Below are 15,005 nucleotides of genomic sequence, written 5' to 3' on the forward strand. Positions count from 1 at the left end.
GCCGTGAAGGCGACATCACGGGCCGCCATGACGTTGGGCGCACCTCTTGCATTGCATCGATCCAAGAGAGTGGTACCGACCGGTGCTGCGGAGCCTGTGAACGTGCCGATCCTATCCGTCCGTCACATTACGACCTACCGGTACCGCCAGCCCGTCGGCTTGGGCGAACACCGGATCATGTTTCGTCCGCGCGACAGCTATGACCAGCGCCTGATCGCCGCGACGCTGAAGATCACGCCCGAGCCGTCGTCTCTGCGGTGGTTGCACGACGTGTTCGGAAATTGCGTCGCCGTGGCGACATTCCAGGGTCGCGCCTCCACCCTGACCTTCGAATGCTCGATCACCCTCGATCACACACCCGAGCTCGCACCGGAATTTCCGATCGCGCCGCATGCGGCCTACTACCCTTTCGGCTACGGCGCCGACGATATGCCGGATCTCAGCCGCTCCATCGAGCGGGAACATCGCGATCCGAAGAACGAGGTCGATGCCTGGGCGCGTAGCTTCGTTCCGCCTGCGGGTCGCATCGGCACGCAGGATCTGCTGGCCGAGATGACGCGCCATGTCCGGCGCAACTTCGCCTATCTCGCGCGCTCGGAGAAAGGCGTTCAGGACCCCGTCACAACCCTGCGCCTCAAGCGCGGAAGCTGCCGCGATTTCGCGGTACTGATGATCGAGGCCGTGCGCGCGCTTGGCATGGCCGCCCGCTTCGTCTCCGGCTACCTCTACAATCCGCGCGGTGACCGCAACCGCCATGTGGGCGGTGGCTCGACCCATGCCTGGGTTCAGGTGTACCTGCCCGGCGCGGGCTGGATCGAGTTCGATCCCACCAACGGCATCGTCGGCAATCGCGACCTCATCCGCGTCGCCGTCGCCCGCGATCCGCGGCAGGCGGTGCCGTTGCACGGCTCCTTCTTCGGGTTTCCCGCGGACGATCTCGGCATGTCCGTGAGCGTCGAGGTCGATGAAGTCGAACTCAGTTCCCTTGAGCAGCGTACACCCGATGCGATGGTGGTGCGTTGATGACGTTCATTCCGCTGCCATCAGATGGCGGCTGGGTTCAAATCATATTTTTTCAGACATGGGGCCAATACGATGAAGATCAGGACTGGGTTCGACATCGCCTTCGAATCGGTTCAGCCGACGCCCATGATTCTTGAACTGAGCGTGCATCCATCACGCATGCCGGATGTGATGACCCCACACGTCATCAGCTTCAACCCGCCGATACCTTACCAGGAATATCGGGACGTCTACGACAACATCTGCACGCGCATCGTCACTCCGGTTGGCCGTCTCGACATCTCGGCCGATTTTACCGTTTACGATTCCGGATTGCCGGACGAATACGCTCCGCATGCGCAACAGATCGACGTACAGAACCTGCCGAGCGATGTCCTCGTCTATCTCCTCGGCAGCCGCTATTGCGACACCGACAAGCTGTCTGAGACGGCCTGGTCCCTCTTCGGAGGGACGATGCCTGGCTGGTCGAGGGTCCAGGCGATCTGCGACTACGTTCACGACCGCATCCGGTTCGACTACATGCTCGCCGATGCCACGCGCACGGCCTGGGACGGTTTCATGCAGCGCCAGGGCGTCTGCCGCGACTTCGCCCATCTGGCGGTTGCTTTCTGCCGATGCATGAACATCCCGGCGCGCTACTGCACCGGTTATCTCGGCGATATCGGCATCCCGCCAGTGCCGGACCCGATGGATTTTTCGGCATGGTTCGAAGTGTATCTGGACGGGCGCTGGTACACATTCGACGCCCGTCACAATACACCGCGGATCGGCCGCATCGTCATGGCGCGCGGTCGCGATGCCACTGATGTCGCGATCACCACCAACTTTGGTTATTCGCACCTTGCCCGTTTCGACGTGCATACGGACGAGGTGTACTAAATTCATAAGCTCACGTTAACGAGACGCGAAATCTGCGACCGGGGGTGGAACCACGCGCCTACGCCTACGCTTGTATAGCAAAGGTTACCGCACAGGTAAGGCATCCGACCATGAAGACGTTGGCGACCGCTTTTGCAGGCATGATGGGTGCTTGCATCCTCGCTTCCACCCCCGCTCTCGCCGCCTCCTCCTACGATCCGTTCGGAACGGGGGGCGACGATTACTATCCCGAGACCGAGTACAGCCAGCCCTCCTACGACCCTTATGGCTATCAGGGCAACGTCGGTCAGGGCGCGCAAGCAGCTCCGCAGGCCCAGGTCTCACCAATCCCGCGCGAGATCGTAACCTTCCGCGGCGCATACAAGCCTGGCACGATCGTCGTCTCGACCGCCGAACGGCGTCTCTACTTCGTTCTGCCGAACGGTGAAGCTATCCGCTACGGCGTTGGCGTCGGTCGTCCCGGCTTCACTTGGTCAGGCACGAAGACCGTTACCGCCAAGCGCGAATGGCCGTCATGGACGCCCCCGGCCGCAATGATCGCCCGCCGCCCCGACCTGCCGCGCTACATGGCGGGTGGTGTGGAGAACCCTCTGGGCGCCCGCGCCATGTATATCGGCAATACGGAGTACCGGATCCACGGATCCAACGAGCCCGACACGATCGGTCAGGCAGTTTCGTCAGGTTGTATCCGGATGACCAATGACGACGTCACCGACCTTTACGAGCGCGTGAAAGTAGGCGCCAAGGTCGTCGTCCTCAACTGAATTCCACGTCTCTGCAGAACAACGCCGCGTCATCCCAGGATGGCGCGGCGTTGTTTCTTTCCGGTTCGACCCTTACGGGACGACACGTCCCACCGCAGTCTGCGGTGAACTGAAGGACGCGATCGGCATGTCGCAGAAACAGCGCGCCCCGAGGGGACGAGGTCCGGGCAGCGGGCAGGAAAAGGGCTGCAGGCCGCTGATTCCCGACTGGACAGCATCGCAGTTCAAGCCGACGGCCCGGCGGGGCGGGGGCCCGCGATCCTCGTAATAGTCGCGCCGGGGCGCGGGGCGGTAGTAGCCGTCGTCATACTGGGCGCTGGCGGCGCCAGCGGATAGCACACCGGCCAGAGCGAGGGCCAACAGGCCGAAACGCTGGGCGGCGCGCAAAAAAGCAGGTCGCATGAAGGTTCGCCCTCTTCGACGAGCCCGAAATCCGGGCGGGGCGCCAGGGTTAGGAGACCGGCCGTCGCGGTGCAAGCGCCGTGTCGCACCTCGTTCGCTGCCGTCGCCGACGGGACTACGGCACCGGCGAATGAGGACCTTTCAAAGAACTGTGAGGGAGGCGATCGGCAGCCACGCTTCCAGTTCGTCGCCGTCGACGTCGCCATCCACGAACCAGCGGCACAGGGCCTTGTCGTCCACGATCTCGACGACGGTCATTGTCGCCTCGTTGTCGTCAGACCCCACGTAATCACCCGGCTTGATGGTCATCGATCCCCGTTCCCCCCGATCTCCGCTGCGTGGACATCCTAAGCTTTGGTGACTTGAGACTGTCGAGCAGGACTGCCGCACCGTCCCGGACAAGGTCTCAGGAGCGATACGGCAGTTTCATATGCCGTGCCGGCTCGTCTGAGAACCTGCCTCCGCCCTCGCTGCTTATGCTCGGATCATCGTTGGGAGCGACTCATCGAGCTGCACATTCGAAATCCGGGACGGGCACGGCACGCATCAGGCGGGCCTGACCAGGAACCCGACGATCCGGCGGACCAGGGGCAGGACCAGGAGAAGCGTCGGGAACGCCACCACCCAGGACAAAGCCCAGGCCGGCGGCCAATGCTCGAGGAAAGCCGCATCGGCCCCCAAGGTCTTGTAGGTGGAGATCGCCGAGACGACGAGCGTCATCAGCAGCGAGAGCATCAGCGGCATGATGAGCCACTGACTGCTCGGCGGCAGGCATCCGCGGAGGCTGAACGATTGCAGGCGGTTCATGAAAACCCGACGTCTGTACCGCAATCCGGGGCAGCGCTGACACCGACCGGAAGACGGATCGGAAAATGCGTTGCTTGACGTCAGACGCTTACGGCACGCGCTTGGCGCGGCGAAACTTGACTAGGGCAGCTTGGCCGGGAGCGTCAATAGCCGAATATCGAGCCGGGTCATCGCGTCCATCTTCAGAAAAACAATAAGGCCCGCCTCACCGTGAGGGCGGGGCGGGCCTCTATCATCGGACGGATCAGATCCGTCGCATTTCGAAAATATCAGGAATTGGCGTTGCGAATGGCTTGCTCGGCATCGGCGCCGGCCTTGCGAGCGGCCTCGGTGCCCTGCTCCATCGCCTTGCGGGTGTTCTCAGCCGTCTCCTGCATCGCTGCCTTGGCCTTCTCGGCGCCTTGCTGCATTGCACTCTGCGCCAAGCCACCGAACTCCTTGGCCTGGGCCTGGATCGCGGCGAACTGGCTGCGGACGAACTCAGCCTGATGCTGCATGGCTTCCTGCAAGTCGCGCGAGCGAACGAGCTTCTGGGCGAGGTCGAAGGCGGCATTCACGTTCTGCTCGGCGAACTCGAAGCCGCGCGCGGAGACGTCATGTGCACTGGTACGGGCCGTGTCGGCCGAACCCTGGACCGTGTCGGCGGTGCGACGAGCGGCGCCAATGAATGAGTCGAAGGCCTTACGAGCCTGATCGACGCTCTTCTCAGCGAAATCGCGCATTTCAGCGGGCACTTCATAGTTCGGGGTGTTGCTCATGTCCGTCTCCTCTGAACTTGCTTGTTGATCGTTTGTTGTGCGCTGCACAATAACACAGCGCCCGCTCTATGCCACCCTCGATCACGGCATTAAGGATGACAAAAGGTAAACGCGCATCGGCGGCGCTTGGTGTCTACATCCGCGGCGCGTTGCGGTTAAAAAAGGGTGCGAATCACTCACGTGTCACGCGAAACGGGTACGAATGTTCGAAAGACGGGCTGAAGAACCGATATCCGGCCCTGAACCGGACCTCGGCGACCTTATTAGGCACTGGAGCGGTGATTCGCGGTTTGGCGCTCGCCTGAGCGGCCCAGACGCGGTGTGGCTTGTGCTCGACGGTACGGCGGAGCGAATCCTGCTGGCTTCGACGGCGGATGGCCTTGCGCGGTCTCTGAGCGACGGCGAATCGGGCCGGATCGACGACGCGATTCGCATGGGCGAACAAATTCGTCCGCGCGCCCTGCCGCTGGATCGGCCATCGCTGATGAAGCTGCGATTCGACACGCGTCGTCTCGGACAGGCCACGACCTGCCTTGCTTTGCGGACGAAGGATGCATCGGGTCGTAATTGCGTGATCGTGGCGGTCCTCGATCGCCTGCCGGGCCACCGAGCCTCGCCCCAGAAAGGCGCAGGCGAACAGGAGCGCGCACAGGCTGATCCGACGGCAGCACCTGAGCCGCGTCCTTCCGCCTTCGAAGACACGTCCGCACCATTGGACAGCCGCGCGGTGCGGACTGGGCGCGTAACCTGGAAAAGCGACGCCGAGGACAGGCTCACGGACATTTCCGGACCCGCCGCCGCCTCAGTCAAACCCGTACTAGTCGGAAGGACCTGGGCTGCGCTGTCACACACGCGCACGCTGCTCGACGCGGAAGGGCTCCTGCAGGCGTTGGCCCAGCGCCGGACCTTTCGTGCAATTTCCGTCACGCTGCAGGCCGATGGCATGCCGGGCGCGATGGATCTCGACATATCCGGTACGCCGATCCAACGCGGGGCAGCCGAGTTCACCGGGTTCAACGGCTTCGCCATGGTGCGGTCTTCGACCGCTTCATCGGAGAGTGGGTCGGTGAGCCCAGAACATGCGGACATCATCACCGACCTGCATCCTGGCGATCAGCCTGTATCGGAGGTGGAGCCCGATGATGAAGCATCTGCCGATACTGCCGAGGCTGTGACGCCAACGGCCATGGAGCTCAGCGCCATGGACTTGGCGAGAAAAACGGACTCGGCGAGAAAAACGGACTCGGCGAGAAACGAAGAAACATCAGCTCTGCCCGTGGCGGAACCCGCTTTTGCGACGATCGGTGATGATCCGGCCGCTGCTGCGGTAAGAGATTCCTCCCCCGCTCTCCTTAACGTGGAGCCGTCAGGGGAAGAAACGACCGAACGGTCTGCGACCGGAACAGAGCCCCCTACGACTGACGAAGACGCCTGGACACCGTTGCACGACCCGCATTTGTCCAGCAACGAGCATGCGGCGTTCCGCGAAATCGCGCGGGCCCTGGGCGCGCGCTTCGCCGGCGATAGCACGCCCGACGATGAGGTTTCGGAGGCCAGGACCGGCGAAGAGCGCGCCACCGGCGGTTCTGTGACTCCGTTTCCCACGGCGATGACGCGGTTCGCGGAGCCTGCATCGGAAGACCCCAATGCCGCCGTCAGCGCGACGCTGGAGCGAGTGCCCGGCGGCGTGATGGTCTATCGCGGCGACAGCGTCCTGTTCGCCAACAGCCACCTGCTGGCGATGGCAGGCTTCGCCGATCTGTCCGAACTGGCAGCATCGAGCGGCATCGGCAAGCTGTTCGGCGGCCTCGTCCCGCACGAGCGGAAGATCAACGGCGCCCCCGCCATCCTCACTGCCGCCTCGGGGCACCGCCTGAGCGTCGACATACAGGCCTCCGATCTCGATTGGCGCGGCGCACCGGCTCACCTTCTTCTCATCCGCGACGCCGTTGCCGGTGAGCCTGGCCGTGAGCGCGTTGCCCTGCAGATCGCCGACGCCTTCGCGGGAGCCCGAGCCGCCGATGCGCAGGCCGTTCTCGACAGCCTCGATGACGGAGTCATCACCCTCGACCGGAATGGGCGGATCATCGGCCTCAACCGCAGCGCGGCGACGACCTTCGGCCTCGACCCGCGCGAAGTCGTCGGTGCCGCCATCCTCAGCCTGTTCGCAGCGGAAAGCGCGGTGGCCGTGCTCGCCAGCGTCCATGGCATAGCCGGTTCGGGGCAAACCGTCCTCGCGCAAGCGACCCCGGATGTGATCGGCCGCACCGCCGCCGGCATGTCTCCGCTGCTGATCAAGGTGACACCCCTCGCCGGGCGGGACGACGGCCGCATGGTCATGACCGTGCGGGACGTCCGCGCCACCAGACGTATCGAAGCGGAAACGTCGAACGCACGGCAGGCTGCGGAATATGCCAGCGCACGCAAATCGGATTTCCTCGCCCGGATCAGCCACGAGATCCGAACGCCGATGAACGGCATCCTCGGCTTCGCCGATATGATGCTAGCCGAACCGTTCGGTCCCGTTGGCCATGAGCGCTACCGCGACTATCTGGGCGACATCCACGCTTCGGGAACTCACGTCCTCAGTCTCGTCAACGACCTGCTCGACCTTGCAAAGATCGAAGCCGGCCGCCTCGACCTCACCTTCGCCGAGGTCCCACTCAACGACGTCGTCACCCATTGCGTCGCGATGCTGCAGCCGCAGGCGATGCGCGATCGAATCGTCGTACGGACGAGTTTCTCCGACGACCTGCCGATGCTGGTCGCGGACGAGCGCTCGGTACGGCAGGCTGCGCTCAATATCATCGCCAACGCCATCGCCTTCACCGAGGCCGGCGGACAGGTCATCGTCTCCACCACCATGGCGGATCGTGGCGAGATCGCCCTCAGGGTCCGCGACACCGGAATCGGGATGACCCCCGACGAGGTAGAGACCGCCCTCGAACCGTTCCGGCAGATCGCCGTGGCGGCCTCGGCCAGGGGACGTGCGGACGGACGAAGCACCGGAACCGGCCTCGGTCTGCCGCTCACGAAGGCGCTCGTCGAGGCCAATCATGGCCGCTTCCGCATCGAGAGCCGGAAGGATGAAGGCACCCTGGTGGAAATGCTGTTTCCACCGCAGGCGGCGGTCAGAACGGCGTGATCAGCGTGGCGAGCCCAGGCTCGTCTGGCGGAAACGCATCAGGCATGGTGGACCGGCACGACGCCGCGTGCCCTTGGGCGATCGCCTAGCGGCGACCGTCGGCGAGCCAGATTAGGTACGAGCGTCATGACGAGACACGTCATGCGTCGGTTGACCGATATCGAGCAATCTCGCCTTGATGCGATAGTGGCCGAGTCCCAAAGGGCCAAGCCGACACTGCCGCCGCGTACCGAGCCAGGCGGTTCGCCTCCCCGAAACGGGTATTCTCACGTGGGTGCGAACGCTTGCTGGTCGGCAACCCAGGCAAGCGCCACCCGTTCTCCAGGTAGGTCTTGGAGAAACCCCATGCACATAACCCTCAGGCTTCTTTTCGCTGGCCTGCTCATATCCGGAGCGACAAGCGTCCTAGCCCAAACGGCGGGTCCGTCGCAGACGACCGGTCAGAACCTGGAATCGGCGGGCTCGTTCCGAAATATTGCTCCGACCGGCGTCACCAAGCCGCCCGGCGCCGCAGCTGCGCCCGACACCCGGCTACCCCCCGATGAGGCCCGCAAGAAGGGCGAGACCGAAGGTTCGGGGATCAAGGGAATCTGTATCGGCTGCAACTGACAGCCGGCCGATCATGGATCGAGAGTATTGCCCAAATTGGGGGTGCGGACGCAGGTGCATCCGCCCCCTTCGCGCTTGCGATAGGACTGTTCCTGCGCCTAAGAACGAGTTGGAAGTCCCGGCTGCGCGGTTTTCGCGATACGATCGGGCACCAGTAGGGAAAACGTCATGGACGAGAAGGTGGTCGACGTCCGCGCGACCTGGATCGACGGTGCGCATGTAGACGACGCCGGGTATCAGGCGATGTACAAAGCCTCGGTCGATGACCCGGCTGCATTTTGGGGTGAACACGGCAAGCGGATCGATTGGTCGACGCCTTATTCGACCGTCAAGAATACAAGCTTTGCTCCAGGCAACGTCTCGATCAAATGGTTCGAGGACGGCAAGACCAACGTCGCCTACAATTGCATCGACCGTCACCTCGCGACGCGCGGCGACCAGGTAGCGATCATTTGGGAAGGCGACGACCCCAACGAATCCAAGCACATCACCTATCGGCAGCTTCATTCGGAAGTCTGCCGCATGGCCAATGTGCTGCGCAATCGCGGTGTCGGTAAGGGTGACCGGGTCACGCTCTACCTGCCGATGATCCCGGAGGCCGCATACGCCATGTTGGCCTGCGCCCGGCTCGGCGCGATCCACTCCATCGTGTTCGGCGGCTTCTCCCCGGATTCTCTGGCGGGCCGCATCGAGGGCTGTGCCTCGAAGCTCGTCATCACCGCCGACGAGGGTCTGCGCGGCGGCCGCAAGGTCGCGTTGAAGGCCAATGTGGATGCCGCGATCGCGAGGCTCGGCAAGGATGCCGTGGACCACGTCGTCGTTGTGCGTCGCACGGGCAGTAATGTCGCCATGGAGCCCGGCCGCGACGTCTATTACGACGAGGCCGCCGCCATGGTCACCGACGAGTGCCCGGCCGAAGCCGTGGAGGCAGAGCACCCGCTCTTCATCCTCTACACCTCAGGCTCCACGGGCCAGCCCAAGGGTGTGGTGCATACCACCGGCGGCTACCTCGTCTACGCCGCGATGACGCATCAATACGTCTTCGATTACCGCGAGGGCGAGGTCTACTGGTGCACGGCGGATGTGGGCTGGGTCACAGGCCACAGCTACATCGTCTATGGCCCGCTCGCCAACGGCGCCACGACCCTGATGTTCGAAGGCATCCCGACCTATCCGTCGACCTCCCGCTTCTGGGACGTTGTCGACAAGCACAAAGTCAACATCTTCTACACCGCGCCCACGGCGATCCGCTCGCTCATGGGCGGCGGCGAAGGCCCGGTGAAGAAGACCTTGCGGGCAAGCTTGCGCGTCCTCGGCTCGGTCGGCGAGCCGATCAACCCGGAAGCCTGGGACTGGTACTACCGGGTGGTCGGCGACAGCCGCTGCCCCATCGTCGATACCTGGTGGCAGACCGAGACCGGCGGCATCCTCATTACGCCGTTGCCCGGTGCCACCAAGCTAAAGCCCGGTTCGGCCACACGCCCATTCTTCGGCGTGCAGCCGCTCATCGTCGATGCGGAGGGCAAGCCGCTCGACGGTGCCTGCGAGGGCAACCTCTGCATCGCGGATTCCTGGCCGGGCCAGATGCGCACGGTCTATGGCGACCACGAGCGGTTCGAGCAGACCTACTTCTCCACCTATCCAAACCTCTACTTCACCGGCGACGGCTGCCGCCGCGACGCGGATGGCTATTACTGGATCACCGGCCGCGTCGACGACGTCATCAACGTGTCGGGTCACCGCATGGGAACGGCGGAGGTCGAATCCTCGCTCGTCGCCCATCCGAAGGTCTCGGAAGCCGCCGTCGTCGGCTATCCTCATTCTATGAAGGGACAGGGCATCTACGCCTACGTCACCCTCATGGAAGGCGAGGACGGTTCGGACGAGCTGCGCAAGGAACTGGTGGCCTGGGTCCGCAAGGATATCGGCCCCATCGCCTCGCCGGACCTGATCCAGTTCGCCCCCGGCCTGCCCAAGACTCGCTCGGGCAAGATCATGCGCCGCATCCTCCGCAAGATCGCCGAGGACGAGTTCTCATCGCTCGGCGATACCTCGACCCTCGCCGAGCCCGCCGTCGTCGATGACCTGATCGAGAACCGCCAGAACCGCGCGTCCTGATTGCGGGCCTCGCACAAGGAAGCGGCGCATCTCGAAGGAGGTGCGCCGCTCGCATTTTCAGCCACCTCTCCCGCCTGTCCTGACGATATCGTGACCGTGCGGCGCTTGCGCCGGCACGCCTCGCAACACGAGACAGGTTCGGCGGCATCGCACGCGCTCGCCTCCCATCGCCATAGTATTCGCCAAGACCGAGGCCCCGTTCAGAAGGGCCGAAGCTTCAGGGAAAGTTACGCCATGTCCGATATCGAGACTGCGCGGATCGCGCAGAATCCGCGTTTCAAGGAACTCGTCCACGAGCGGACCCGCTTCGGCTGGACGCTGACCATCGCGATGCTGCTCGTCTATTTCGGCTTCATCGGCCTCATCGCCTTCGACAAGTCGCTGCTCGCCATGAAGGTCGGAAGCGCCACGACCTCGTTGGGCCTGGTCCTCGGCGTCGCCGTGATTGTCTTCGCCTTCATCCTCACCGGCATTTACGTCCAGCGTGCCAACGGCCGTTTCGACGAACTGACTGCCGCCCTCAAGCAGGATCTCGGCCGATGATCCGCTCAGCCCACCCCATCGCCCTGGGTACCACCCTCGCAGTCATCCTCGCTGGCGCGGCCTACGCCGCCGGTCCGGATCTCGGCGCCGTCACGAAAGCCCAGACGAACTGGCCGGCCATCGGTATGTTCGCGTTCTTCGTGCTCTTCACCCTCGGCATCACTTATAAGGCCGCCAAGGGCACCAAATCGGCCTCTGACTTCTACGCCGCCGGCGGTGGTATCTCGGCCGGCACCAACTCGCTGGCCATTGCCGGCGACTACATGTCGGCTGCCTCATTCCTCGGCATCTCCGGCCTCGTCTATACGTCCGGCTTCGATGGCCTGATCTATTCCACAGGCTTCCTCGTGGGGTGGCCGATCGTGCTGTTTCTCATTGCAGAGCGGCTGCGCAACCTCGGCAAGTTCACCTTCGCCGACGTCGCCTCCTTTCGCCTCGACCAGACCTCGATCCGCATCATTTCGGCAGTGGGCACCCTCGTGGTGGTGGCGTTCTACCTGATCGCCCAAATGGTCGGCGCAGGGAAACTGATCCAACTGCTGTTCGGCCTCGAATATCTCTATGCGGTCGTGATCGTCGGCGTGCTGATGATCGTCTACGTGGCGTTCGGCGGCATGAAGGCGACCACTTGGGTCCAGGTCATCAAGGCCTGCCTTCTCCTCGGGGGTGCCACCTTCATGGCCGGTGCGGTGCTCTACAAATACGGCTTCAACCCCGAGGCCCTATTCTCGGCCGCCGTCGCCACCCATCCGAAGGGCGATGCCATCATGGCGCCGGGCGGCCTCGTCTCGAACCCCATCGAAGCGATCTCCCTCGGCGTCGGTCTGATGTTCGGCACCGCTGGCCTACCACACATCCTGATGCGCTTTTTCACCGTCTCCGATGCTCAGGCCGCCCGCAAATCGGTGTTCTACGCCACCGGCCTGATCGGTTACTTCTACATCCTGACCTTCATCATCGGGTTCGGCGGCATCGCCCTGCTGATGTCCGATCCGGTCTACTTCAAGCTCGATCCGGCGGGTGCGTTCGACAAGCTGAAGGGGATGCTTGGCGGCACCAACATGGTTGCTGTGAACCTCGCCAACGCCGTTGGCGGGCCGTACTTCCTCGGCTTCATCTCGGCAGTCGCCTTCGCCACCATTCTTGCTGTCGTGGCAGGGCTCACGCTCGCCGGTGCATCGGCGGTCAGCCATGATCTCTATGCCAGCGTCATCGCCCGCGGACGCACCAACGAAGCGTCCGAAGTGCGCCTCTCGAAGATCTCGGCGGTCGTCATCGGTATCGTGGCGATCTATCTCGGATACGTTTTCGAGAACCAGAACGTCGCCTTCATGGTCGGCCTCGCCTTCTCGGTGGCGGCGAGCTGCAACTTTCCCATCCTGACCATGTCGATCCTTTGGCGGGGCACGACCACCTGGGGCGCACTGATTGGCGGATTCGTCGGCCTTTTCGCGGCTGTCGGAATGGTGATCCTGTCGAAGGCAGTGTGGGTGACGACCTTCGGTAATCCGGTGGCGATCTTCCCCTACGACAACCCGGCCCTGTTCTCGATGCCGCTGGCCTTCCTCACGATCTACGTCGTGTCGAAGCTCGACAATACTGCCAGGGCCAAGCGCGAGCGCGCATTGTTCGAACAGCAGTTCGTGCGCTCGGAGACTGGGATCGGAGCCGACGGCGCCCACGCTCACTGACGGTTCCAAGACCAGACTACGATTGCGTGAAAGGGCGCGGCGGAAGCCGCGCCCTTTCTCATTCATGGCATCCAACCGGGCAGCGGTCCTACCAATCGGCACCAAAGTGACACGTTTGCATAAAAACGTGAGTATCCCTGGGCCGTACGGCTTTTTCACTCTTGGGCGAAATCATGGCGTGAGGTAGCGTCGATCGCTCTCGTTTCCGTGAGCGGCAAGACCAATGCGCGCCAGGACTTGAGCGACTGCGAACGCCGACGCAGCGCCCAAGTTTCTGAAGTGATGAAAGCCAGGCCTGCAAAAGCCTGGAAGTAAAAAAATTTTGGAGGATTCCCCCATGTCTGCAACGTCAGCGGTCCCATTACCAAAGGAAGCCGCACGGCCCATGAGTGCCGGCGAGAAGAAGGTCATTCTGGCCTCCTCGCTCGGTACCGTGTTCGAGTGGTACGATTTCTATCTCTATGGATCGCTGGCCGCGATCATCGGCGCGCAGTTCTTCTCGGCCTATCCGGAAGCCACGCGCAACATTTTCGCCCTGATGGCCTTCGCAGCGGGCTTTCTGGTCCGCCCCTTCGGCGCACTGGTGTTCGGACGTCTCGGCGACCTTGTGGGCCGCAAGTACACCTTCCTCGTGACCATCCTGATCATGGGCATCTCGACCTTCGTGGTCGGCCTTCTGCCATCCTACGCCACGATGAACGAGTACGGCGTCGGTTGGGTCGCGCCCGTGGCGCTGCTGGCTCTGCGCATGCTCCAGGGTCTCGCCCTCGGCGGTGAATATGGCGGGGCGGCAGTCTATGTGGCCGAGCACGCTCCCCCCGGGCGCCGCGGCTTCTACACCGCCTTCATCCAGACCACGGCGACCCTCGGGCTGCTGCTGTCGCTGATGGTGATCCTGTTCACCCAGATCTACGTCAACGCGAACTACGCGCCCGTCGCCACCACCCTCGCTGACGGTTCGGCCGGGACGATCACGCCCTTCGCCGCCTGGGGCTGGCGCATCCCGTTCCTTGTTTCCATCGTGCTGCTTGGCGTTTCCGTCTGGATCCGTCTGCAGATGCAGGAAAGCCCGGCCTTCAAGAAGATGAAGGACGAGGGCACCGGCTCGAAGGCGCCGCTCTCCGAGGCGTTCGGCCAGTGGCGCAACGCCAAGTGGGCGCTCCTCGCCCTGCTCGGCCTCACCGCCGGCCAGGCCGTGGTCTGGTACACCGGCCAGTTCTACGCGCTGTTCTTCCTTCAGACGATCCTGAAGGTCGATCAGTTCACGGCCAACGTGCTCATCGCCTGGTCGCTCATCCTCGGCACCGGCGGATTCCTGTTCTTCGGCGCGCTCTCCGATAAGATCGGCCGCAAGCCGATCATCCTCGGCGGTTGCGTCATCGCGGCACTGACCTTCTTCCCGCTGTTCAAGGCACTGACCGCTGCGGCCAACCCGGCCCTGCACGCGGCTCAGCAGAGCACGCAGGTGGTGGTCAAGGCCGATCCGGCGGATTGCTCGTTCCAGTTCAATCCGGTGGGAACGGCCAAGTTCACAAATTCCTGCGACATCGCCAAGGCGCTGCTCGCCCGGTCCGCAGTGAACTACACCACCGAGCCCGCCGCTCCCGGCACCAAGGCCACCGTCACCGTCGCCGGCAAGGAGTTCGCCGCCGCCGATCCGGCCTTCGCCAAGGATATCGGCGCGGCCCTCACCGCCTCCGGCTACCCGACCGCCACCAACCCGAGCATCGTGAAGATCGCCATCGAACCGAAGGACGGCCTGTCGAACTTCGCCAAGATGATCGACATCTTCTCGGTCCAAAAGTTGACGATCATCGGTATCCTGACGATCCTCGTCCTCTACGTGACGATGGTCTACGGCCCGATCGCGGCGGCTCTCGTCGAGCTCTTCCCAACGCGGATCCGCTACACCTCGATGTCGCTGCCCTACCATATCGGCAACGGCTGGTTCGGCGGCCTTCTGCCGGCCACCGCCTTCGCCATGGTGGCCCAGACCGGCGACATCTATTTCGGCCTCTGGTACCCGATCGTCATCGCCCTCGCGACGGCCGTCATCGGTGCCCTGTTCATCCCCGAGACCAAGGACAGGGACATCTTCACCTGGGACGACCGCCCGGCACGCTAGCGTTCGAGGCGTAGAACTGGACCGGGGCTCAACCCCGGTCCACCTTGAGCAAGTGCTTCAAGGGCGTCGGTGCCTTGAAGACCCGATGCCAGTCAGGCGAAGAGACGAAGAAGGCCCTGTCGCGAGACAGGGCCTTCTTCG

Annotated in this window: 12 protein-coding genes; 8 read left to right on the top strand and 4 right to left on the bottom strand. The window is 63.6% G+C overall.

What is annotated here, in order from left to right; all coding sequences use genetic code 11:
• Positions 1 to 102: 102 nt before the first annotated feature.
• From RQI43_RS02870 to RQI43_RS02880, 3 genes are all read left to right on the top strand, one after another.
• Positions 103 to 1,023, top strand: coding sequence for a transglutaminase family protein (locus RQI43_RS02870; protein ID WP_056432476.1), 921 nt, complete (start codon positions 103 to 105; stop codon positions 1,021 to 1,023).
• Between the two features lie 72 nt (positions 1,024 to 1,095).
• Complete coding sequence (locus RQI43_RS02875; RefSeq protein ID WP_311274342.1) at positions 1,096 to 1,902, top strand: transglutaminase family protein; 807 nt, start codon at positions 1,096 to 1,098, stop codon at positions 1,900 to 1,902.
• A gap of 110 nt (positions 1,903 to 2,012) precedes the next feature.
• Positions 2,013 to 2,666 carry a L,D-transpeptidase gene (locus tag RQI43_RS02880; RefSeq protein ID WP_311274152.1) on the top strand — a complete coding sequence of 218 codons (654 nt, stop codon included), beginning with the start codon at positions 2,013 to 2,015 and terminating at the stop codon, positions 2,664 to 2,666.
• A gap of 72 nt (positions 2,667 to 2,738) precedes the next feature.
• Here the strand turns inward: RQI43_RS02880 and RQI43_RS02885 are convergent, their stop codons facing one another.
• The 4 genes from RQI43_RS02885 to RQI43_RS02900 all read right to left on the bottom strand — a co-directional run bounded on the left by RQI43_RS02885 (position 2,739) and on the right by RQI43_RS02900 (position 4,633).
• The gene (locus RQI43_RS02885) at positions 2,739 to 3,068 is read right to left on the bottom strand and encodes a hypothetical protein (RefSeq protein WP_156467902.1); all 330 of its coding nucleotides are present in this window, start codon (positions 3,066 to 3,068) and stop codon (positions 2,739 to 2,741) included.
• Between the two features lie 141 nt (positions 3,069 to 3,209).
• The gene (locus RQI43_RS02890) at positions 3,210 to 3,377 is read right to left on the bottom strand and encodes a hypothetical protein (protein ID WP_187273350.1); all 168 of its coding nucleotides are present in this window, start codon (positions 3,375 to 3,377) and stop codon (positions 3,210 to 3,212) included.
• A gap of 237 nt (positions 3,378 to 3,614) precedes the next feature.
• Complete coding sequence (locus RQI43_RS02895; protein ID WP_311274153.1) at positions 3,615 to 3,875, bottom strand: DUF2798 domain-containing protein; 261 nt, start codon at positions 3,873 to 3,875, stop codon at positions 3,615 to 3,617.
• 269 nt (positions 3,876 to 4,144) lie between these two features.
• Positions 4,145 to 4,633 (bottom strand): phasin, encoded by a 489-nt coding sequence (locus RQI43_RS02900; protein WP_027172066.1) that lies wholly within the window; start codon positions 4,631 to 4,633, stop codon positions 4,145 to 4,147.
• A 1,456-nt stretch (positions 4,634 to 6,089) separates the two neighbouring features.
• On the opposite strand from RQI43_RS02900, the gene RQI43_RS02905 reads away from it, so the two are divergent.
• The 5 genes from RQI43_RS02905 (at position 6,090) to RQI43_RS02925 (ending at position 14,864) form a co-directional block, all read left to right on the top strand.
• Positions 6,090 to 7,778, top strand: a complete 1,689-nt coding sequence (locus tag RQI43_RS02905; RefSeq protein WP_311274154.1) for an ATP-binding protein — start codon at positions 6,090 to 6,092, stop codon at positions 7,776 to 7,778.
• 777 nt (positions 7,779 to 8,555) lie between these two features.
• Entirely contained in the window at positions 8,556 to 10,505 is a 1,950-nt protein-coding gene (gene acs / locus RQI43_RS02910; RefSeq protein WP_311274155.1) for an acetate--CoA ligase, read from the top strand.
• 234 nt (positions 10,506 to 10,739) lie between these two features.
• On the top strand, positions 10,740 to 11,048 hold the full coding sequence (locus RQI43_RS02915) for a DUF485 domain-containing protein (RefSeq protein WP_311274156.1): 309 nt from the start codon (positions 10,740 to 10,742) through the stop codon (positions 11,046 to 11,048).
• Positions 11,045 to 12,739 carry a cation acetate symporter gene (locus RQI43_RS02920; protein ID WP_311274157.1) on the top strand — a complete coding sequence of 565 codons (1,695 nt, stop codon included), beginning with the start codon at positions 11,045 to 11,047 and terminating at the stop codon, positions 12,737 to 12,739. Before RQI43_RS02915 ends, RQI43_RS02920 begins: the two co-directional genes overlap by 4 nt.
• A gap of 385 nt (positions 12,740 to 13,124) precedes the next feature.
• Entirely contained in the window at positions 13,125 to 14,864 is a 1,740-nt protein-coding gene (locus RQI43_RS02925; RefSeq protein ID WP_082494167.1) for an MFS transporter, read from the top strand.
• The last annotated feature ends 141 nt before the right edge of the window (positions 14,865 to 15,005 follow it).

It is taken from the genome of Methylobacterium sp. WCS2018Hpa-22 (genome assembly GCF_031843785.1).
In the GTDB taxonomy this organism is placed as follows: Bacteria; Pseudomonadota; Alphaproteobacteria; order Rhizobiales; family Beijerinckiaceae; genus Methylobacterium.